The 21,180-nt window shown below is 70.0% G+C and carries 20 protein-coding genes; 3 read left to right on the top strand and 17 right to left on the bottom strand.

Annotated features, from left to right (window positions below):
* Positions 1-668: 668 nt before the first annotated feature.
* The 12 genes from BMY61_RS03405 to BMY61_RS03460 form a co-directional block, all read right to left on the bottom strand.
* Positions 669-1,349 carry an NUDIX hydrolase gene (locus BMY61_RS03405; protein WP_075003734.1) on the bottom strand — a complete coding sequence of 227 codons (681 nt, stop codon included), beginning with the start codon at positions 1,347-1,349 and terminating at the stop codon, positions 669-671.
* Between the two features lie 236 nt (positions 1,350-1,585).
* Positions 1,586-1,906 carry a hypothetical protein gene (locus BMY61_RS03410; RefSeq protein ID WP_052438727.1) on the bottom strand — a complete coding sequence of 107 codons (321 nt, stop codon included), beginning with the start codon at positions 1,904-1,906 and terminating at the stop codon, positions 1,586-1,588.
* Positions 1,907-2,113: 207 nt separating this feature from the next.
* The gene (locus BMY61_RS03415; RefSeq protein ID WP_052438728.1) at positions 2,114-3,484 is read right to left on the bottom strand and encodes an MFS transporter; all 1,371 of its coding nucleotides are present in this window, start codon (positions 3,482-3,484) and stop codon (positions 2,114-2,116) included.
* Between the two features lie 61 nt (positions 3,485-3,545).
* The gene (locus BMY61_RS44715; RefSeq protein ID WP_042448269.1) at positions 3,546-5,300 is read right to left on the bottom strand and encodes a relaxase/mobilization nuclease domain-containing protein; all 1,755 of its coding nucleotides are present in this window, start codon (positions 5,298-5,300) and stop codon (positions 3,546-3,548) included.
* A 3-nt stretch (positions 5,301-5,303) separates the two neighbouring features.
* Entirely contained in the window at positions 5,304-5,921 is a 618-nt protein-coding gene (gene mobC / locus BMY61_RS43885; protein ID WP_052438729.1) for a plasmid mobilization relaxosome protein MobC, read from the bottom strand.
* Entirely contained in the window at positions 5,918-6,109 is a 192-nt protein-coding gene (locus BMY61_RS03430) for a hypothetical protein (RefSeq protein WP_042448272.1), read from the bottom strand. Before BMY61_RS03430 ends, mobC begins: the two co-directional genes overlap by 4 nt.
* Positions 6,110-6,262: 153 nt before the next feature.
* Entirely contained in the window at positions 6,263-6,442 is a 180-nt protein-coding gene (locus BMY61_RS03435) for a hypothetical protein (protein WP_042448275.1), read from the bottom strand.
* A 98-nt stretch (positions 6,443-6,540) separates the two neighbouring features.
* Complete coding sequence (locus tag BMY61_RS03440; RefSeq protein ID WP_042448278.1) at positions 6,541-7,659, bottom strand: DUF2637 domain-containing protein; 1,119 nt, start codon at positions 7,657-7,659, stop codon at positions 6,541-6,543.
* Positions 7,656-8,186 carry a WhiB family transcriptional regulator gene (locus BMY61_RS03445; protein ID WP_052438730.1) on the bottom strand — a complete coding sequence of 177 codons (531 nt, stop codon included), beginning with the start codon at positions 8,184-8,186 and terminating at the stop codon, positions 7,656-7,658. The genes BMY61_RS03440 and BMY61_RS03445 overlap by 4 nt, the downstream gene beginning before the upstream one ends.
* A 70-nt stretch (positions 8,187-8,256) precedes the next feature.
* Positions 8,257-8,724: a hypothetical protein gene (locus BMY61_RS47380; RefSeq protein ID WP_236656029.1), complete on the bottom strand. Its 468-nt coding sequence runs from the start codon at positions 8,722-8,724 to the stop codon at positions 8,257-8,259.
* 494 nt (positions 8,725-9,218) lie between these two features.
* The gene (locus BMY61_RS03455) at positions 9,219-9,500 is read right to left on the bottom strand and encodes a hypothetical protein (RefSeq protein ID WP_042448280.1); all 282 of its coding nucleotides are present in this window, start codon (positions 9,498-9,500) and stop codon (positions 9,219-9,221) included.
* A 539-nt stretch (positions 9,501-10,039) separates the two neighbouring features.
* Entirely contained in the window at positions 10,040-10,873 is an 834-nt protein-coding gene (locus tag BMY61_RS03460; protein WP_042448283.1) for an IclR family transcriptional regulator, read from the bottom strand.
* 316 nt (positions 10,874-11,189) lie between these two features.
* On the opposite strand from BMY61_RS03460, the gene BMY61_RS03465 reads away from it, so the two are divergent.
* The 3 genes from BMY61_RS03465 to BMY61_RS03475 are packed head-to-tail and all read left to right on the top strand — an operon-like array spanning position 11,190 to position 14,147.
* Positions 11,190-12,488 (top strand): helix-turn-helix transcriptional regulator, encoded by a 1,299-nt coding sequence (locus BMY61_RS03465; RefSeq protein ID WP_042448284.1) that lies wholly within the window; start codon positions 11,190-11,192, stop codon positions 12,486-12,488.
* A 27-nt stretch (positions 12,489-12,515) separates the two neighbouring features.
* Positions 12,516-13,424, top strand: a complete 909-nt coding sequence (locus BMY61_RS03470; RefSeq protein ID WP_052438732.1) for a hypothetical protein — start codon at positions 12,516-12,518, stop codon at positions 13,422-13,424.
* Between the two features lie 18 nt (positions 13,425-13,442).
* A complete protein-coding gene (locus tag BMY61_RS03475) occupies positions 13,443-14,147 on the top strand; it encodes an SDR family oxidoreductase (RefSeq protein WP_075003737.1) in 705 nt (234 codons plus the stop codon).
* A 1,120-nt stretch (positions 14,148-15,267) separates the two neighbouring features.
* Here the strand turns inward: BMY61_RS03475 and fxlM are convergent.
* The 5 genes from fxlM to BMY61_RS44720 all read right to left on the bottom strand — a co-directional run bounded on the left by fxlM (position 15,268) and on the right by BMY61_RS44720 (position 21,176).
* Positions 15,268-17,319 (bottom strand): methyltransferase, FxLD system, encoded by a 2,052-nt coding sequence (gene fxlM, locus BMY61_RS03480; RefSeq protein ID WP_075003738.1) that lies wholly within the window; start codon positions 17,317-17,319, stop codon positions 15,268-15,270.
* 29 nt (positions 17,320-17,348) lie between these two features.
* The gene (locus BMY61_RS03485; protein ID WP_042448287.1) at positions 17,349-18,416 is read right to left on the bottom strand and encodes a lanthionine synthetase C family protein; all 1,068 of its coding nucleotides are present in this window, start codon (positions 18,414-18,416) and stop codon (positions 17,349-17,351) included.
* Positions 18,413-20,446, bottom strand: coding sequence for a lantibiotic dehydratase family protein (locus tag BMY61_RS03490; RefSeq protein WP_082015049.1), 2,034 nt, complete (start codon positions 20,444-20,446; stop codon positions 18,413-18,415). The genes BMY61_RS03485 and BMY61_RS03490 overlap by 4 nt, the downstream gene beginning before the upstream one ends.
* Positions 20,447-20,541: 95 nt before the next feature.
* On the bottom strand, positions 20,542-20,724 hold the full coding sequence (locus tag BMY61_RS03495; protein ID WP_042448290.1) for an FxLD family lanthipeptide: 183 nt from the start codon (positions 20,722-20,724) through the stop codon (positions 20,542-20,544).
* 266 nt (positions 20,725-20,990) lie between these two features.
* Positions 20,991-21,176: a hypothetical protein gene (locus tag BMY61_RS44720; protein ID WP_143094148.1), complete on the bottom strand. Its 186-nt coding sequence runs from the start codon at positions 21,174-21,176 to the stop codon at positions 20,991-20,993.
* Between the last annotated feature and the right edge of the window lie 4 nt (positions 21,177-21,180).

Raw genomic sequence — 21,180 nt, forward strand, 5'->3', positions numbered from 1 at the left:
CCGCCGCAACCCCGAGCTGAGCGTGAACCCGACGAAGGAGGTGTTTCGCAACTCGGTGCGCCCGTCCCAGCCCCCCATTGGCGCCCCGTCAGGGCCAAGCCCTCGAAGGCCCACGTCCTGCCAGAGCGCCCACGTCCGTGGGGTCAGCCAGGAGACCCGCGAGCTGCGGGCATGGGGAGCGCGGTCCGTCCGACGACGGCTGTCCACTGGCAGCGGAGCGACCCTCGCCCACCGGTAGAGCCGCGTGAAGGCCGGAGCCTCTCGATCCCACTTCGTCCCGCTGATCCGGGCCGGATTGAGCGGTGACTCGCACCGAAACTCCCGGTAGGCCCGCAAGTCCTCGCGCGTAGCGTCTCGCCATGGGATCCCGCGTCTCCACAGCCAGGTCAGCAACAGCCGGATGTCGGTCGCGTAGTTGCGCCGCGTCTCCCGCTCGAGAGGACGGAACTCCGAGGAGAGCGCGAACTGCAGCAGCTCTCGGTCCACTGTGAAGTCGGGCCGAACGAAGACCGGATCACCCGGCCGAAGCCCCACACGATCAAGCGCACCTGGAAGGTCCTGAACCCCGAGCACGCCCTCGTCCGGCAGCGGCCCCCACCGTTCCGGATCCGGAACGAAGACCAGCAACCACTCGTCCACCTACACCCCCGTGAACCCTTTGAACTCACTCAAGCATCAGGGAAGCACAGGTAACTGTCTCGGACGGGGCCAGTCACGGTGTACGCGACGGTGCCGCACTGGCACCTGCCCGTCCTGGTCCCGGGCGCGGCGGCCGGTTCGCTCGGCTGGCTGGACACGGGCAGTTGGACCAGAGCCCGCTGCACGCCTTCGCGGAGCCGGTCGTCGACCTGTGCGTCCATCGGTCGCCAGGCGGTGGCGTGCACTTCGTCGGCCTGCAGCCGGAAGTCGGTGCGCCCGGTCGTCAGCAGAAAGCAGAAGTCCAAGTGGAGGTGGTCGGGTTCGCCGCGGGTCTCGCGCCCGGGGATCGGGAACACATCGATGTGCACGGGCGCGTCCAGCAGCCACACCAGGTCCTGCGGCTTCAGGCCGACTTCTTCCTCCAGCTCCCGCAGGACGGCGCCAGTGAGCGAGGCATCCTCCTCTTCAAGGTGGCCTCCGATCGCGGGCAGCCACTTCCCGCTGGCCGCGTGGGCGATGTGCAGGACCAGGCCGTCCGGGTTCAGCACCACGGCGCTGGCCGTCGCGTGGCCGCGCCACTCGCGCCGGTCAGTCAGATCCACGCCCTGGTCCAGCAGCTGGATCAGCGGATCCACGAAGTCACGCTGCTCGGGCCTCGTGGCCAGGTAGGCGGTCACGGTCCTACGCAGATGATCAGCGGTGATGCCCAAGGCGCACACTCCCTACTGGGTCGGTCGACCCTCAGAGACTGACAGCCGCCGCTGACAACGCGTCACCCACTCGTGTTGCCGCCAAGGCACAGCCCGGTCGGCGTCCCCATTTGGCATGTTCTTGAGTTGACGGCTGATAGCCAGACCGCGCCGCAACCTGAGAGACTTCCTCGCTGAGGGTGGACACCTGGGGCTGATCGTCCACTTCAGAGAAGATCACTTCCTGGCTCCCGGTACTACATGTAGGTGCCGGAGAAGAGGCCGTCGAATCCGGTCGCCTCGATTATGGCCTCGGCGCTGTCGAATTCCTGCTCCGGGTAGATGTACATGGCCTCGAAGCTCTCCAGGTCGAGCTCCGGGTCGATCCACTGGTGCGCGCAGCGGCATCTGATGAAGACTCCCCGGGTGCGCGGCCGGTGAATGAGCAGCCAGTCCCGCTCTGCCCCACAACTCGGGCAGGTGATCGCGAACCCGCGAGGGCGAAGTGGCGCCGAGTGCTTGATGATCCGGACCGGCTGGTCCTGCGGCATGGCCGGGTTCGGGTCTGGGTCGGTCATCTCGTGGTGCCTCTCGCCGGCGCGGTCCCTGCTCCGCGGATGCGGATAGGGAGCACACATACTGCCCCGTCTCACGTGGCAGTCAAGGGGATTCCGCGCGGAGAGAACCGCAGGCCAGCGCCATCACCGGAAGCAGACCCGACGCGGGCCATTCGGTCCGCGCCGGGTCTGCTTCAGCAACGTTGCACTGGGCTGTTCTCCGCTGTGTCACGCGGCCTTGCGGGTACCGGATGCAGCAGCGCGTGCAGGTTGGGCCGCATCGGCGCTGGTGGTGCTGGGGATCGCGTCGAGGACCGCCCGGTGGCGGGCCAGGCCAGTGAAGCAGGCGGCGGCGACCACTGCCTGGAAGATCGCGGAGGCGATGACCACCAGCTGGAGGTCGTTGGGGCTGACGGCGGCGACCAGGGTGCCGGCAACCGGCAGGGGCAGGGTGGTCATCGCGATCGTCGCGGCGAGCGTGGAACTGAACCCGGCGGCGGGAATGAGGCGGGCACGGCCGGTGCGCAGGACCACGGCGAGCGCTCCTTCGGCGGCCATCATCGCGGTGACGGCGGCGGCGTAGAGCGGGAAGGTGGGAGCGGCTCCGGCCGCCAGGGCGGCGGTGGAGGCGCAGGCGGCGGCGACGGCTCCAGTGCGGAACAGGCCGTTGTGGGCGATGGTGCGTCGGGCGAGGGCGACGACGGCGAGGGATGCGAGGGCGCTGGCGGTCCAGATGCCGGTGCTGGCTTCGGCCAGGTGGTGGAAGCGCTGCTGGGTGAGGATGGGTGTGGCCACCAGGAGGACGCCGGAGACGAGGTTGCCGGAGGCCAGGCCGGTGATCAGCAGGGCCAGTGCCGGGGTTCGGGCGACGGTGCGGGTGCCCGCTGCGAGCTGGCGCGGCAGGCTCGGGGCGGGTTCGTCGGTGACCAGGCGCAGCCGGGGCCGCGGGTGGGCTTCGGCGAGGAGGAGGGCCTGGAGTGCGGTTATCGCGCAGAGTCCGGCGACGGCGGTCAGCAGGATCACCGGGGAGCACCACAGCAGCAGGCCGGCCAGGACGGGGCCGACGAGTTGGGCGACTTGGTCGATGGCGGTGGCGGTGGCCTGGACCTTGTGTCCGTCGGGTCCGGCCTTGCGGCTGGCCTCGCTGGTCAGCGACTCGGTGGCCAGCGTGCCGGCCTGGGTCAGGATGCCGCCGATCACGGCGTAGGCGAGCACCGCGGGTGCTCCCGCGCCGAGGACGAGTGCGAGGAGCGTGGCGGCGGTGGCGGCGGTGCGCAGGACGGCTGCGGTGAAGGCGCTGGTCTGCGGGGTGTAGCGGTCGATGAGCGGACCGGCACCGAGGATGGCCAGGATGCGGGGCAGCCACTCGATGCCGAACGCGGTGCCGGTCAGGGCGGCGGAGCCGGTGAGCTGGAGCACGATGAGCGGGACGGCGTAGGCGAGGACCGCGCCCGCCAGGGCGTCGGTGGAGCGCAGCAGGTAGCAGTCGAGCAGCCACGGGCGACGAGGCTGGTCCTGTCGTTGCTCTGCGCGCGGGCGGCGGCGCTCGGTGGAGCCGGTCGCGCGGGTGGGAGGGGTGGTGCGGGCGTGTCGGGGCACGGAAGGCCTCCTGTGTGAAGCGGTGCGGGAGCTGGTGGCGCAGGGGCTGGCCGAGGCTGGGTCAGCGCTGGCGGCCAGGGCCGTCCGGGGTCTGGGGGCGGTCGCCGTGGCGCCCGGTGCGCTCGGGTCGCTGCGTGTCGGCGGCCGGGGCCGGTAGGTCGACGAGGTTGCGGATACGCCAGACCAGGACGGCGGTGACGTCTTGGGCGGTGTCCAGTTCGCGCCATGCGGTGGCTTGGCGCAGGAGTTCGCCGGGGTCATGGCCTTGTTGTTCGGCCTGGTGGAGGGTGTAGGCGAGGGCGTCGAACGTCGCCCGGTCCGCCTCCTGTCGCGGTTGGTGTGGGTGGTAGCGCAGGAGGCTGTTGCGGTGGCGCTGGCGAACGGGTCCGGGGAGCCGTCGGCCTTCTCGCTGGAGTGCTGCGAAGTTGGGGCCGGCGGCTTGCTGGTAGGCGCGGCGCAGGTGTTGGGCACTTTCGCGGGCGGCAGCGGCCTGCTGGTGGTGGCCGCGCTGGGCGTGCCAGTTGGCAACGGCGAAGACCGCGAGGACGAGGGCGGACAGCAGCCAGGCGCTGGCGCCTCCATCCTTGCTGCTGCGCAGCAGGTAGCCGGAGTGCCACAGGTCGTTCGCGGCGCGGCGCAGTGCCCGGTCCTGAGTGCGGACTGCGCGGACGTGGGAGCGGGAGGCGCGGTCGTAGGCGCGGGCTGCCGCGAGCAGTTCTGTGCGCTGCTGACCGGGGGTGGTGGTCTCAGCGAGCGCGTCGAGGACCTCGGTGAGGTCGCTGATCTCTCCCGCTGCCGGCTCCGGTTCCTCGGCTACGATCACGGTGACGGCGTTCTCAACGGCCGCGGCGGCCTGGCGGCGTGCGACGACCGGGCGTTCGATGACGGTGTCGGCGTCGGTCCCGCTGCCGGGGTCGCGGGACTCCTGGACCGGTGCGGGGGCGTCCTGCTCCATCTCTGATCGGAGGAAGCGGCTGCGGATCTTGGGCAGGGACAGGTCCGGGGCCAGCTTGGCGCCCGGGTACCAGATCGGTGCTCCCTCGGCGTTGGTGTCGTCCAGGACCGCCAGGCTGTACCCGCGCGGATCGCCTGAGGGGAAGTAGCTCATCTTGACGAGCACGCCCTCGCCCTCCAGGCAGGAGAAGAACTCCTCCTCGGAGTGGGCACCGGACAGCGCGCGCCGGGCGGCCTGCTGCAGGAGCAGCCGGGAGGGCTGCTCCTGGCCCAGACGCTCGGCCTTGATGATCTCGGCGCTGGTCGGGCGCTTGGCGGCCGTGCCATCACCGGCGTTGAGGCGGCGCAGGCCGAACTCGTGCTCCATCTTGCGGCATTCGGCCTGCGCCTTGATCGCGTCGTTGTGGTAGCGCGGCGCCCGGCCGTCCTGCCGAGCCAGGGTGGCGACGATGTGAATGTGGTCCTCGGCGTGGCGGACCGCCACCCAGCGAACCGCCTGCTCGTCGCCCTCGCGGGCCAGGTTCGTGGCGTGCATGATCCGTCGTGCAACCGTGGCCCATTCCTCGTCGCTGAGCAGCCGGTCCCCTGGTGCGTTGCGCACCGGGCAGTGCCACACCCAGCCGTTCGCGGGGGGCTGGCTGAGCGCCTTGACGGACAGGTCGAGGTAGCGGGCCAGCGCGCTCATCCGCTCGGTGTGCCGGTCGGACAGGAACGGGAACTCGCCCGGGTCCTGGACCAGGAGCGGGTTCCAAGACGCCACGATGTGGGGGTCGGTGTGCTCCTCGCGCTTGCCGGGACCGAAGAGGTAGTACAGCAGCCCTTTCGTGTCGCGGCCCTTGTCCTCGTTGACGTCGGGCACCATCGCTTACCGCCCCGCCAGCTGTTCGGCGGCACGCTCCACCCGGACGACCGCGACAGTGACTCGCGCGAGACAGGCGCGCAGATCTTCGGCGATCACGTCACCGCCCGAGTTCAGGGTGCGCGTGATCTGGTTCAAGTTGTTGCCGACCCAGCCGAGTTGCGCTGACGCGCGCATCAGCTCGTGCACCATCCCGCGCTGGTTGACGATGCCGGCCCGCGCGGACTCCTCGTCCTGGGCCGCGGTGACAGCGGCGTTCGCCGCGAAGCCCATCGGCCGCAGCCCCGTCCAGGCGGCGGCCTGGCGGATCTGCTCGAACTCGCTCCGGCTGAGCCGGATCGAGTGCTTATGCCGCTGGACCCGGCCGTAGGGGCGCTTGCGACCCGACGGCCCGGACTCCTCGGCGCCGACGGGCGGCGAGGAGTCCGCTTCTTCGTCCTGCGCCCCCCGGTGCTGGACGTCCTCCAGCGCGCCCCCCGGTGCGCTGGAGTCAAGCGCCTTGGGGGCTCCAATCCCGGCAGCGCCGGGATTGGAGCCCCCAAGGCTATAGCTTGCTCCCGCCTCGGTGGGGGTCTGGCCTGCGGCGATGTCATCCTCGTCGCGGGTGGGCTCGTGCGTGGTCACGCGACCACCGCCGGCGGTTCAAAGCCGTAGCCGTGGAAGAGGCTGAGCATCACAACGGCGTAGTCGAGCGCCGCGTGGGCGTCGGGGACGGCGAGCAGCGGGGAGGTGTCGCGGACGCGGATGCGCCAGCTGCCGTCGCCCTGGCGGCGCGCGGCGCGCAGGTAGCCGAAGCGGAGCAGGTGCTGCATCAAGGCGAGCGCCTCGTCGTCAGCGTTAGCTGCGGCGCCGGGAGCCTCGGTCGGCTGGGGAAGCACCACAAGGGGGATGGTCTGTGGGGTTGGCATGGCTGGACTCCTTGGCCTGCGGTCGAGTTGGACGACTGGGGGCGGGTTCGGGGGCGGTCAGCCCCAGGACCCGGACATTGCGCGGAACATGCGGGCGCGCTCGGCCTGCTGCTCGGCTTCCTGGCGAGCCGAGAGCAGGTCGTTCAGGGCCGGGTCCTCGACGAACGTCCAGCGGCTACGCAGGAGAAACCAGCGGCCGGTCGGGCGAACAGCGGACTTGGCAGGGAAGCGGGACATGGTGGGGCCTTTCAAGGGCGGTGAGCTGTGGAGTGGTTCGAGCGGGTGGCCTCCGCCGCCGGCGTCGGGCTCGGCGGCGGAGGGTAGAACGGGGAGGCTCAGCGGCGGTGTCTGCCCGGCGGCTTGGCGGGCGGGTTCGGCGACGTGCGCAGCGCCTTCATGACGGCGGTGACCCGCTCATTGCTGATCTTGTGGCCGGAGGCGCGGATCCCGTCCGCGACTACCGCGCGGTTCAGCCGTCCGGCCTGCGCGGCGGCGTCGCGGGCAATCGGCAGCAGGGCGTCGAGGTCGGCGGCCGGATCGACCCGGGCGGTCAGCGCCGGTCGGCGCATCACCTCCGCGCGAGTCGACGGCCCCCAGGAGCCGGGCAGCGCTGCCTGACCGCGGTCAGGGCCAGGACTGACCGCCGGGCCGCCGGTCCCGCCTTGCGGTTCGGGCGTGTCTTCGACCTGCCGACCCGCCTGCGCGTGCCCGGATGGGGCCGGATCGACCGGCCCGGTCAGCTGGTGGTCGGCCGGTGGCTTCGGTGCTGTGGCCTGGGGCTCGCGCGCCTCCTGCGGCGGGGGCCCAGCCGCTTCCTTGACCGCTGCGGGGCTGACCGGAGGTCGGTCGACCGCAGTCCAGGCGCGGACCGGCCTCCGCGTGCGTCGGCTCCGGGCCCTGCGGACGGCGCGGGTGCGGTCAGCGCTCTGACGCAGGCCGGTTGCGGATTCGGCATCCGCGGTTGTCTGGCCTGGTCCGTGCTCTTGGTCGCCTGCCTGCGTGTCGGCGTCCTGGGCGCTGTGGTGGCGGGCGATGACGATGTAGAGGTGGACCGCGCCGCCGAGTGCGAGCGGTGCGAGGGTGCTGAGGATGCCGACCGTGAGGTTGCTCAGCCGCAACCCGGTGGAGGGCCGTTGGGCGGCTTCGTTGTTGAGGGTGACTGCGTGCAGCGCGTTGGCCCATACGCTGGCGGCGGTGGCGGCCGAGAACAGGCTCCAGGCGTAGGCGCGGGCGTGGAGCGCGGCTCGCCGCAGCAGCACCACGGCGCGGACGCCGTAGGCGATGAACCCGTCGAGCAGCAGCGGGAACACGTAGGTCAGCTGGGGGCGGACGTGAATGGCGACCGCCATCTGCCGGAGTGCGTCGTAGGACAGGGCGCTACCGGCCGCGCCGAGTGCCAGGATCGCGGCCAGGTCCCAGCCGGTCAGACGGCCGCGTGTCTGCAGCTTGCTCACGCGGCCTCCCGGGCACGTCGACGGGGTCGGCCAGGGTTCGTGGCAGCGCGCAGTGCGATGGCCCGGCGCTCGTCGGCGATTTTCCGTCGCGCGTATGGGAGTTGAATGTCCAGGGCGCGAGCCAGTCGCTCGGCTGGGAGTCCGAGCTGGATCGTGCGCACGACCGCGAGGTCACGTTCGGCCGGTGACAGGTGGCCTCGTGCACCTGCCAGGACCCGCTCCACGCGCTCCGGGTCGCATCGCCCGAGGCCACGGGCGCGCATGGTGCTTCGTTCCTCGGGGACGGTGCAGGCCCGCACCCCGACGTCCTGACTCTTAGGCCGAGAGACGGCTTCGAGCAGGCAGGGGTCGATGACCGGGCAGTCGCGGCAAACGGTTCGGGCGTGGCGGATCCGCTCCGGGTCCTTGACGTCGGAGAAGAACACGTCTGGGTCGTCGGCATAGGCGCACGCCGCGTCAAGGCTCCACGCGTCGACCGCGGAGGCGATCTGGTCGAGCTCAGGCGCGCTGGTGGGCTTCACGTTCATGGGGTCTCCGAAGTTCCGCGCGGCGACGGCCGTGCGGAGTGAGCAGGTGGAGGTGGAAGCAGGGGGCTGGTCAGGCCAGAGCGAGGGGCCGAGAGGCGCTCTGGGCTGCCCTCCAGGCGGCGCGCACCTTGGCGGCGCCGGCGGCGGATGCGGCTTCACCTGACCCGACCCTGACCTTGCTGCGGTCACCGAGTCCGGCACACGGGAGGCACACGCCGCTCGGGCCAAGCGGGTCGCGGCAGCTGGGGCAGTCGCCGAGGCGCGTCCCTGAGGCGGCACCCTGGTCGGAGCACGCGCCCGAGATCGGCGGCATCTTGCGGGTCAGCCTGATCCGAAGGAGCTTCAGCGGGTTGTAGACCCGGGGCGGCAGACCAGGCAGCAGGGCGTCCGCGAGGTCCCGCTCGCCGACGCGGGCCAGCCACGCGGCCACCAACGGCGCGAGTTCCAGCGCTTCGACCGCGCCTAGGCGAAGGCGCGGCTCCGAGCGGATCACCCGGTACAGGACTGCGACCGCCTCACGGGTCTGCGGATTGCTCACCTCGGCCGGTCTGGTGTCCTCGGTCGGACAGGTCGTGTCGGCCGCCCCTCGCACCTCCGAAGCGTCCTGTGGCCCCTCGCCGCTGCGCTGCGAGGGGAGGGAGGGTCCTTTCCCAACGTCCTTTACGGGGTTACCACCCGGAGAATCGCTAGCCCGACGACCGGAGCCCGGGTTCACGGTGCTCGGCGGCACCGGATCACTGGAATGAGGGGCATCATGGATATGAGTGACAGTCAGGAAGGTGCCGTCTTCCCGCCTGATTCGCTCGATCCGGTAGTAGCCGGCCTCACGCAGCTCCCGAAGAGCCCGAGCCACAGCGGTTCGGCCCTGCGGGCTAGAGTCCGCCATGGCGCGATAGTCTTCTCGCCACCCGTCGGGGCGCGAGAGCAAGTCCGCCAGCAAGCCACGAGCGGTGAACGAGAGACGCCTGTCCTGGGCAACACGGTTGGGCAGAACGACATAGGAGCGGGTGTGCTCCCCTCGGTGGACCCGCATCAGACGACCTCCGCCGTCCCAGCGGCCGCGAAGTCAGTCTCCAGCCACGGGTGCAGTCGGCCCGTCGCAAGATCGAGGGCGAGGTCCGCATCCCAGACCGCATCGGGGTGGTCTGCGGCGATCCATGAGAGGGCGCATCCCCGACCGAGCACCTGGAGGCTGTGCAGACGCAGCCAGGCGACGCCAGGTATGTAGACGCGCAGGGTGGGGGCCAGGTGGCTGGGGACGGCGGGGCTGTCCGGGGCGGGCCGGGGCGCGGCTGTACGCCGGAGCTGGTCCATGACACACTCCACTGATAGGGGCAGTCCGGCGGTGTCTTCCAGGACGGTGAGCCGGGTCTGCTTCGGTTTTGCGAGCCGTGTCCCCAGCGGGTGCGGTCGGGCGTCCGGGAGTTCCCGCTCCTGGACGCCTTTCGCGTGCCCTGGGTCGCGTCTCGGTCGTGCACGGCGGCGGCATCGGGCCGTTGTTCGCCGTCCTTCGGTGGTGATCACCTGCGGACCGCGACCATACGAGCCAATTGGCCACTACAGCAAGCGATTGCCCGGTACCGCTGCAGGCGGCACTCGTGCGTCGGCTTCGCCCGTGGCGAGTGGCCGGGTCGGGCTGAGGCCTCGTGGGCGGCCGCCGATATGTGGACTCTAGGCAGATGCCAAAGCCGGATTCAATACGTTCTCGTGGGTGGGAGGGGTACTTGGGGTCGATATCCCGCGCAGCGGGATGACGGCCCATCACACATGCTGCCGACGCGGAATCCCTGGCACGATCCGGCATTCCGCAGGCCGGTCGAGCAGAGCAGCCCGGCGGCAGGGCCAGCGCGCGACTATTCGCCACGCCGCAGCAATGCTTCGATGCGCGCGGCTGCGGTAATCACCTGTCCGGTGTCGCGCATCAGGTCCGGCCTGAGACGCAGGCTCGATGTGGGCTTTGCCAGGGCGACAGCGCCGATCACGTCGCCCCAGCGAATCGGCGCGGCAATGGTGTCCCAGCCGGACCACAGTTCCTGACAGGCGTGGCCGTAGCCGTCTTCGCGCGCGGTGATGACCGCCGCCCGGAATGCCTCGGGATCGGCAATCGCCCCCGGGCCGTGGTCGTCGGGGAGCGGTTCGGCCGCGACTTTCTTCAGCAGAGTGCGGGGCATGGAGGCCAGCAGGACCCGGCCGGCCGCGCCCACACGCAGGGGGCGGGCGGTGCCCAGGAAGCGGGTGCGGCTGATCCGGAGCGTTTCCAGTTCCCCGTCGTGGGCCCAGAGGTCGATGCATGAGCTGCTGGCTCCGCCCAGCATGGTCAGGCTCTCGATCGTGCAGACACCGCCACCCGTGCTGGCATGCAGTTCTTGGAGGATTGCGCGGCGGTCCAGTCCGTGACCGCGTCGGACCGTCGCCCGGACCCCGAGGGTCGCCGAGAGCGGGCCGAGCCGGTAGGTTCCGTCGCGCTCACGCTCGAACGCACCCGCGGCCGCACCTGCATGCAGGATGCGCTGAACGACGGAGGAACCCAAGCCGGTGCGATCGCCGAGCAGCGTGGGGCCGCTTCCGCCTGTTTCGTCGACAGCCAGGGCCTGCGCGACCCGGAAGACCCGCAGCGGCCCTCGCGCGGGTGCAGTCTCAGGGGCTTCGGATTGGATTCCATCGCCAACTACGGCGTACTTGTGCATCACAACTCCTTGGTCGGTACGGCGGACCCGACCCGCGGAATCAGGCTTCGCGGGGAGCCGGGTCCTTGATAAGTGCCGGAGGCCAAGTTGTTGAGGCGCTCCCCGGCTGCGGGACCATCATCGGGCAGCACCGTGGGAATCCGAGTTCCCATAGGCCGCCCTTCCTTCCATTCGGTCCAGATACGAAGTGACCTAAGCCACTGGGGGCGGCGGGCTTGCCGGATCAGCATTGATCTGGGGGAAGTGACTGGGTCATCGATTCGGCGACGGGGAGTAGCCGCCCAGGTTCATTCCGTAATCCGAAAGTGGATTCTCCATGCATTCCGACAGCCAAGGGCGCGTCGCGTCGTCCACCCCGAGCCTGCGCGTCGCGGCGGCTATCGCCGCCGAGGAGACCATGGCGCGGGCGGGCCTGCTCAAGCGCGCGCGTGCCGAAGCGGGCATCAAGCGGGGCCGCCCAGTGACCCAGGAAGAGGCCGCCGAGGTGCTCGGGTGGTGCCGCAAAACGTACGCGAAGTTCGAGAGAGGCGCGCACCGCGAGCTCACCCTCGACAAGGTCGAGGCGCTCGCGGACCTATTGATGGTCGACGAGGTGGACCGTAATGCACTGTTCCTCTACACCTTGGGCTACATTCCGGGAGGCCCACGTTCTGAGCTTCCTTCCGGTGACACCCATCGGGATCTCCAGCTGCTGTTGGACGATCTGAACCCGAAGCCGTGCTATATGACTGACGGCGCGTGGAACATCATCGGCTACAACGCCGCGATGGCCCAGTGGTTCCCATGGGTGGAACGGCCTGGGGCGAACCTGATCACCTGGGCCCTGTTGGACCCGGAGGCCCAGGATCAGATGGTGAACTGGGAGCACCACGCCCGCATTTACGTCGGCCTGGTCCGCGCCGCCCTCACGGAGTGCCCCGACGACCCCGAGGTCTGCGCCCTGTGGGAGCACATGATGGCCAACCCGAAGATCCACGACATGTGGCATGCCGAGGACCGGGTCGTCGACTACCGCGACGGCGACCACTGGCGACTACACATCAAGCGCTTCGACCACGAGGATCTGGATGTCGAGGTGACCGTGCTGCTGCCTGCCAAGATGCAGCACATCCGCGTGGTGGTCATCCGCTGGCTCGCGGAGGAGACCGCGGATCTTCCCGACGAGCTCGCCCACGACCACCGGGACACTCCCCTCCACCTGGTGCAGCCAGCAAGCTCCGACCTAGTGACCACCAACAGCCTGGGCGAGATCCAGGCCTTCGCCCTGGCCCACCAGTGCCATTCGCTGCCGAACCTCTCCGCCCAGGTCGGGCCGCGCGCAGACCTGCGGCTCGACTGCGGCCAGGGTCGCGAGGACGGGCGGCCCGTCGTGATGTGGTCGACCCGGCAGAGCAACGGCAGCTACAAGGTCCAGCCGGTCGACCTGCGGATCGCACTGCGCCGGCTGTGCCCAGCCGACCCGAACAGCCCCGCCGCCGCCGAATACCTCACCATCCTCGCGGCACTGCTGCCGGACGACCGAGAGCAGGCCGTCGAGCGTCTGGGCGAGCTCGTCGAAGAGACCCAGGCCCGGTCAGCGATGTACGAGCGCATGCTCGCCTCTCTCGCCTCCTGAAGCGCCTCATCATCGACGGAGAATCCCATGATCAGCCCTACCGCTTTCCCTGCTCCCCTGCCAAGCTGCGGCAACCCCGCGGAGACCGCCAAGGACCTGGCCGGTGGCGATACCAGCGTGCCGCTACCCGCCCTGTCCCGCCTGGCGGGCCGAGGGCACATCCTCCACCTGGACGCCGGTGAAACCGCTGACACCACAGCCACGGTGGTTTGGGTGGCCCCGGCCCCCGACGGAACCTCCCAACTGCACATTGTCGAGCCCGCACAGGCCCTGGACGCCCTGCTGCCGGAAGTCCGCGATGACGCCGAACTGGCCGAATGCCGCTCCATCCTGCGAGCGCAGCTCAGCCGCACGCCGGATGCCGCCGCAACCGAGCTCGGACGTCTCATCCACCGCGCCACCCGCGAACTGGCGCTCTACCAGAACCTCGACCTCGGCCCAGGCGCCCGGGAAATCACCGATGCCCACGTCCGTTTCGGCACGTCCAAGGCCAGCACCGCCAACGCTTGGAACTCACCCAAGCGCCCGTACATCCTGCTCGACACCGAGGACGAGGTCGAGCATCTGGCTCCCGAGCACTGCATTCCCCTTCCTGCCCTCGCCCGCGCTCAGGGACCCGGCCACCGGATCTACCTCGATGAAGGCGTGCCCGGCACGTATGGCCCCACCCTCCTGTGGGGATGTGAGCGGCCTGCGGGCGGCTGGTACGTAGAACTGATCGTTATGAGCGACATCGACCAGGTCCTCGACAACCTGCGCCCAGCCGACACCGCTGGCCCCGCGGCGCAAGAGTTCCACCTCCTGCTCGAAACCCGCCGCACCGCAGTACGCGCAGACGCCACCACCGCCCTCCAGCACCTGGCCGACCAGGCATCCATCAGTGCATCGCTATACGAAGCGCTGCGCAAAGAGCTCAGCAACCCCAAAGCTGCCTGACCCCGAAAGGAACATCCTGTGTCCCGCTCTGTGCTGGTCACCGGCGGCAACCGTGGCATCGGCCTCGCCACCGCCCGCGCCTTCGCTACCGCCGGTGACCGCGTGGCCGTCACGTACCGCAGCGAACCGCCGCCCGACGCCAACCTGCTGGCACTCCCTTGCGACGTCACCAGCGCCGAGCAGGTCAATGCCGCATTCGACACAGCCGAACAAGCCCACGGCAAAGTCGAGGTCCTGGTGGCCTGCGCCGGCACTCACGCCGACGAGCTCAGCGTGCGCATGAGCGACCACGACTTCGACCGGGTCCTGGACACCAACCTCACGGGTTCGTTCCGCGTCGCTCGCCGGGCCGGGCGCAGCATGCTCCGCGCCCGTCGCGGCCGAATGATCTTCTTCTCATCAGTACTGTCCAACGGATCCGCCGGGCAGGCCAACTACGCTGCATCCAAGGCCGCAGTCATCGCGATGGCCCGGTCCATCGCCGCCGAGATGGGCTCGCGCGGCATCACGGCCAATGTGATCTCCCCCGGGTTGGTCACCACCGAGATGACCAAGCAGCTCAGCGACGCCCGCCGCGAACAACTGCTCTCACGCATCCCGCTCGGACGCGCGGCAACCCCCGATGAAATCGCCAACCTGGTGCTGTTCCTTGCAAGTGACGCCGCCGCCGTCCTCAACGGCATCGTCCTCACCGCGGACGGCGGTCTCAGCACCGTCCTCTGAGGTCCCGGAGGGCGTCGACCCGCCGAGCAGCTCTCGCAGGCCTTCGATGCCGGCATGCACGGCTGTGTCCAGCGCCAGGCCATGGGCTGGCTTGAGGCTCCCTGCGCCCAGGCCTGACACATCCAGGACCTCCTGAAGCGTACTCAGCTGCTCACCGCTCAAGGTGGAGCGCACCCCCCGGTGGCCGAGGATTTCCCTGGCGGCGTAGGCGTCCGTTGTCCCAATCTCGGCTATCGCCGTGCAGAGCTGAGCGGCGTGGTGGTCCTGGGTGCCGTCGAGGAGATCCAGGGCGGTCAACCCGGCCCGGGCCTGGAAGACCGCCACACCGGCGTCTGCTGTTGAGATCAGGGAGATCACGTTCCGCACCGCAGCGGGAAGACCCAACCGGACGCGCGCGTCGGCGGGCCGGCAGTAGTACCGGAGGAGGCCGGCGACTGCGACTTCCCACTCCTCTGTCGTTGTGGTGCTGTCGATCAGGGCGCAAGCTTGGTCGGGCCGACCCTGCTCCATCAGCGACATGATCTTGATCTGCCGGCCATCGAGCAGTCGGTCTCCGATGCCGCGGTGGGCTGCCATCGCTTCGGCAGCTTCGGTCCAGCGGCCGAGGCTGGCCAGGGCACGAGCACCGTCGATCAGTACCGAGATCCACAGCTCTTTGCAGATCCTCGCGTGGTCCTCGGGATCGTTGGTGAGTGTGGACAGGTCGACGACGTGGCCGCAGATGTCGACCGTGCTGCGGCGCAGGGCAGCAGCGTGGAGCCGGTGGAGCACGTCGTAGGCGGCTTCGCCGTCGCCTTCACGGGTCAGCAGGCGCGCGATGTTGACCAGCGGCATCAGCGCGTACACCGCGATCTCGCCGGAGAGCATGCCGGCTTCGGCGAACACCTGGTGCTGCTCCCAGCAGAGCTGCGCGGCGAGGTCCGGCATGCCGGTGTCGGAGGCGATGAGGGCGGCGAAGTTCAGGACCCCGCAGGCGCGGGCCACCTGATCCTGGTGGCTCGCGCCCGCAGGCGGAACAGTCAGCGCGCTGAGTTCGTCGAAGCGCCGCTGTAGGGGTAAGCCCGGCGCCTTGGAGCGGCGTACCAACGGGATGCGGCTGGCTATCTCCGGAAGCATCGACTCACCCCTTTCGCGGCCAGTCGACGACCAGGCGGCTGTACGACTTGTCGACGACGAAGCGCGGGTCGGCGGCGGTCAGCCGGTGGCGCATGTCGCCGACTGCCATGCGGAAGCCCGGCCTCGGGCCGTCGTTGCCCCAGCCCTCGTCCCAGGCCCGGACCTCCATGACCACCCGTTCGGTGAGGTCGGCGGCACGTGAGCCGTGACCGACGATGCCGAGCTCCCAGAACTTGCCCTGCTGGTTCTCACCCTCGCGGATGGTCATGTAGGCGAGGCTGTCGCCGTCGAGTGCGGCCATCGAGCCCCAGCCGAAGTGCGGGGTGAAGCCTGCTCGCGAACCCGGCAGCCGGGAAAGGCCGTTGGGGAGCACACACGCCAGGTACAGGTACAGCCACTCGAACGGTGCGCCCTTGTAGAACTTCACGCCCGTGTACTGCTTGACCGACGGCTGGTCCAGCACGGTGCGCATGGCCTCACGGTCGACCTGCTGCTCGCTGAAGGTCTCCAGGCGGACGTCGCCGTCACCGTCGTGCTGAACGCGGGTGTAGACGTCGTCGCAGATGCCCTTGCGTAGCGGCACGAAGGTGCTCATCTCGTCGCTGCTTGTCTTCCAGGTCTGGCCGTCGCGTTCGAAGGCGAAGCTTCGGGAGATGCTGCCCCGGATGCGCATCGGGAGGACGAGACGGCCGCCAGGGGCGATCTGGTCGAGGATCTTCACGGGGATGTCGCCGGTGCCGACGGTGAACTGGATGCGGTCGTACGGCGCATGCTCAGGCAGTCCGACCGCGGCGTCTCCCAGGACAGCGGTGGCGTTGTCGACGCCGGTCTGCGCGAGGTTCTTCGCGGCCCCGTCGACGAGGTCCTGGTCGACGTCCAGTGTCCAGACCTGACCGCCGGGCGAGACGAGGCGGCTGAGCAACGCGGCGTTGTAGCCGGTGGCCGCGCCGGCTTCGAGGACCTTGTGTCCGGGCTGCGCCTCCAACTGCTCCAGCTGGGCGGCCACGACGGACGGAGCGGAGATGCACGAGATCATCTCCCCGTCCTCGTCGTACTTCGTCGGGACAGCGTCCTCGGTGTACGCGGTCTGGACATCGACGCCGGGCAGGTAGCGCTCGCGCTCGGTCACGCGGAAGGCGGCGATGACCTCGGGGCTGTGCAGACGGCCGTTGTCGATCAGGCGGTCCACGAGCGCGTTGCGCAGCTCGGAGGGTTCAGCGGTGGTGCTCAAGGTGCTCTCCATTCGTGCGAGGTTACGGGTCCGGTTTCCAGACCAGGCGGTAGACACGAGGGCGTCGGATTCCGTGTCGCCGAAGACAACTTCGCCCCCCAGCCACGCCGTTGCCGCCTGGTCCTCCGGGGTGACCCCGGCCCGGTTGAAGGCGAAGACGGCGTGGTGGGCGAGGACAGCGCGGAGCCCGCGTATCAGGTCACCGGCCGAGTTGAGCCGTCGTAGCTGGCGGCCGGCGTGCTCGAAGGCCGCGACGCGCTCGCCCCAGCCAAGTTCGGCCCCCTGGCGTTGGGCGGCGTCGGCGTACATCAGCCTGCGCATCGCGGCGACGGCCTTCTCGCGGACCGCGCCGGTGGGCGGGGCGACCGGCGGGCGCAGGGCGGCGAGCCGGACCCAGACGTCTCCGGTCTCGAAGGGGTCCAGGCCTGCGGCCCGATACATCGTCGACAGGAGCAGGACGCAGCGCTCCCTGCCGCCGGGGATGCCGAGCTCGGCGAGCCCTGGGCCGCTGTCCGCGCAGAACAGCTCGTGAGCGAGGTCCATGGCCAGGTGTCCGCCGAAGGCTGTGGTCTCCGGCTCGTACACACCAGGGTTCCAGCTCTCGATGGTCTCGCGGGCGACGAGGGTGTCGAGGACGTCTGCCACGGATCGGTGGGTGCGCAGGCGCAGCCCGCCGTCCTTGCGCAGGAAGTGATAGCGCACGCCAGTGAGTAAGGCAGCCAGCTCGGCGGCGGCATGCTTGGTGACCTTCTTGTCGTGGAACGCGATGTTGACGTGCCACCAGTCTCTGTCCGGGCCGGTGAGCGGCAGGTGTTCGTCGTCCATGGGTCGGGCTCTCCTTGCTGCGGGTTGGGTCAGTTGATGAGGAGTGCGCGGGTCCAGCCGGTGGTGTCGTGGCCGTCGAGGGTCAGCTGCGCCCCGGCCCGGCCTTCCAGGAATCCGGGCTTGTCGAGTTGGTCGATGGCGTGGGCCAGTCGGGACTGGATGTCGCTGATGGGCCGGGCGAACTCGTCCGGTGCGAGGCTGTCGCTGGCCATGGAGCGGGCCACGGTGAGCAATCCGGCCCAGCCGTGACACAGCGACGCGTCCGTGACGAGGCGCAGGCGACGTGAGTCGGTCAGCACGTCGACAGCGGCGGCTTCGACCGCGGCCGCGCGGATGCTGTCCCCGAGGGCGAAGCAGGCCAGGTGCCGACTACGGAGCAGGCCCAGCTCGCCGTAGCACCACGAAGGGCGCGAAGACGGCGCTTCGGTGTCCTCGGGGCCGCTGGAGAGGTTGCCGAGGGTGATCCAGTAGCCGCCCCTGTACTGCTCCAGCCAGCCCGTCATCACCTCGATCGCGACCATCTGCCCGGGCACCTGGTAGCCGCGGCGAGCGGCAAGAGACAGCAGGGCGAGGGGCCCGGCGACGCCATGAGCGACACCCAGGTTTGCGTGGCCTCCGGGCATCTCCTCGTCGCATGGCCCGGTGCTGGACCACCAGCCCGGCACCTCGTGTCCCGTGAAGTCGACCGGCCAGGCCAATCGGACCAGGTAGGCCAGGATCTGCGGCAGCAGTGGCGACGTCGTCTCGCGGGTGAGCAACACTGCGCCCAGACCGGTGAGTCCGCGGATCAGGTCGAACTGCGCTGGGGTGGGCAATACGCCGCTGCGGCCCTGCTCCTGCGCGGCGCCGAGGCGTGCCCGAACGACCCGGTCTGTTGCGTCGCGGACCGATCGGGTGTCCTGGCCGGCGCGGCTGAGGACGAACTCCAACCCGGGCGCACCGTGGAACAGAGACGCGTTCGCGCCGGTGCTCACCCCGCCCTCCACCACCTGGCCGACAAGGTGCGCGGCTTCGACAAGATCGCCGCGCTCGATGTGAAGCAGTGCGACACCGAGCTGGCCTTCGGCGAGCTGCTGTGGCCCGGCGCCTGTCGTCACGACGCGACCAGCGGGAAGACGATGCTGTGAGCCCGGCCACCCAGCCAGCCGTTCGCGTCCGGCGGCGGCGCGTCGTACAACGTCACGGCTCCGGTCCGGCTGACGGACAGTCGACGCCGCAGCAGGTCGAGATGCATCGGCTGGTTCAGGTCGAGCGGAAGCTGCTGGTCGTCCTCGGCCACCAGGACGCGGTCGGGCAGCCGGACTCGGCTCCGCCAGGCGTACAGCTGTGTGGTCCACTCGTTGAGGCTCGCGTGCCGGCCCGGCAGGGTCGTGGACTTCAGCTGCCATCGGGCCGGGATCAGCACCGTCCGCCGGTGGCGCAGGGCCGGTGTGAAGGGCAGCGTCCAGGCGGCACCCCAGTCGAACCCGTTCACCTGCGGTGTCGCAGCCCGACTGATCTCCGCGATGAATCGGGTGAGCGGGTGGGTGTAGTTGTTCCACAGGAAGTTCAGCGCGGTTGGGGCCAGCACCTCCAGGCGGCGGCCGGTGGCAGCCTCGGCCAGGAAGAGCTGGTCCTTGTCGATGCCGACGGCCAAGTCCGCCGGGAGCAGCACCCCGGGGCCGGGGTGCCGGAACTCGCCGATGCTGACCACCCTGGGCAGCACCTGAGGTACGCGGGTGAGCAGGTCGGCGTGCACTCGGCTTGGGTGGAAGCTCAGCTGCACCAGCTCCGCGTCCGGGGCGAGGGTCGGCAGCTCGGCATGCTCGGCTGCGAAGTCCGGGAACATGTCCCAGAACCGCCCCGTCATCGACCCCGCTGACCGCGACACGGTGGCGACGCGCAGCCGGAACTCCCCGCGGTTCATCGCCAGCACCGAGGCGGCCTGGACCTGCGCGCATAGTTCGAGATGCGGCGGCGTCAGCTCTCTGCGGCCCGCAGCGGCCTCCAGCTCCTCGATCATCGCCTCGGTCAGGGTGACGGCGTGAGTACCCTCCAGCGCGGCGGTGCCGGCCAGCCCGAGCAGCAGGCGGTCTCGGCGGGTCATCGGGCGCGGCGCCTCGCCCGACTTCCCGAAACCGTCCGGGAAGCCGAGGCCTTGGGCTTGGTCGGTCAGCAGCTCCAGTGCCACCAGCACGCCGTCGCCGTACCTGGCCGCGAACCGCTCGGCGTAGCGCCGCCAAGGCTCGATACCGGTGGGGTGTGCGACGAGACGGGTCAGGACCGTGGCGGCGGTGGCGGCCTCGGTCGCCACCGCCGCCGACAGCACCACAGTTCCGTCCAGTCGTACGTCCGTGGCAGAGGGCATGTCGGGGCTGACGGGCACGGACCGGGGAATGGCGCTCGGTGGAAACACGGTCGTGGCCGGTGCCCGCATGGCTGACCGCAGCAGACGCACGCGAAGCAGCTCCGTCAACAGTTCGTCGCGCTGGACCGCTGTGGTGGTCGGGAAGTCGGCCTCAAGCTTGGCCCCCAGATCGGCGTAATGGATCGGAGCCCTGGCGGTGTCGAGCACCAGCTGCACCGCGTGGTTCAGGGCGAGCGAGAACTCCGCATCGCCCTCGGACGGGATGAAGACCCGGCCTTCACGGACGATGGCGAGGGAGTTGACGCAGACCTCCATCGCCGCCATCCGCTCAGGGTCGGCCTCGACGGCACTGATCAACGCGTCCAGATGGAGCGGGTGGGGCCGACCAACAGCGTGGTGCAGGTCCGCGAAGCGCTGAATCTCCGCATCCTGCTGGACGTCGCAGAGCGCCACACCGGCGAACAGACCGAACGGCGTCGAGCGTTGCGTGTACCTGAGCGCGTAAGAGGCGACGGACAGCGCCATCCGCCTCGCGCGGCGAAGGCTGACCAGCTCTCCGGCAAGGAACGCGTCCACGCGCAGCCCGAGGTCGGGGGTGGCCGCCGAAAGGGTGGTCCGGAAGACTTCGTCGAGCCAGACCGCCGACAGCCAGTCGCGCCAGCTCTCCAACGGCTCGACGGGGTCGGGCCAGGCCGGCAGGTTGGGAGGAGTGAGGTTGACCGCGGCTCGCAGCATCGCACGCGTCGACCGCTGGTACAGGCTCCTGCGCGAGCGCGTCATCGTCACACTCCGGTCGTTGGCTGGGGGGCAAAGGGACCTGCGGCGGGTGCGGGCCGGACACTGTTGCCCGGCCCGCACCCGCTCCGCAGCAGGTACTAGGAGGTGGCGCAGGCGCTCGGGCAGGAACTGCCGCAGTTGTCGCCCGTGCCGCACATCAGGACCGTCTCGGACTCCGGCGTGCCCTCGATGAAGTGGATGTCCAGCTCGAACGGGTTCGCAGCGGGGCTGGCGAGCTCGTCAGGCTTCGTGCTCGGCGGCGTGATCGTCGGTGTGCTCATACGAGATCCACTCCTTGTGGAATCGGAGGATTGCTGCGGCGCGGCCCTCGGCGACGGCGGCTCCCAGGTCGTGGGCCGTCGCCGAGGGGGCGTGGTGGGGACGGACCCGCTCACCTCCCAAAGACGGGAAGGAGAACGATGCTCGGGTCCGTCCCTGAGGCCAACGGTCAATGGGCGGTTCCCCAACCCGGGCACAGAACCATCGCGCCCCTGCCCACTGTCCGCTGACGGTTCCTACCTCTGCCTCGCGAGCAGAGGAAGGAAGCTCAGTCGCCGGTGTCGCGCTCGGCTCGCAGGCGAGCGACCAGCGCAACTGCGGCTTCGGGGCTCAGGCCAGCCATGGCCAGGCCGGTGAGTCCGACCGGTGACCCGTCGGGGTGTCGAACCGACCGGCGCGGGATGACGCGGGTGCGGGTCTCTTCCGTTCGTCGAGGCAGGTCGGTGGCGGTCATGGCT

Origin of the sequence: Streptacidiphilus jiangxiensis, assembly GCF_900109465.1 — a bacterium.
Lineage (GTDB): Bacteria > Actinomycetota > Actinomycetes > Streptomycetales > Streptomycetaceae > Streptacidiphilus > Streptacidiphilus jiangxiensis.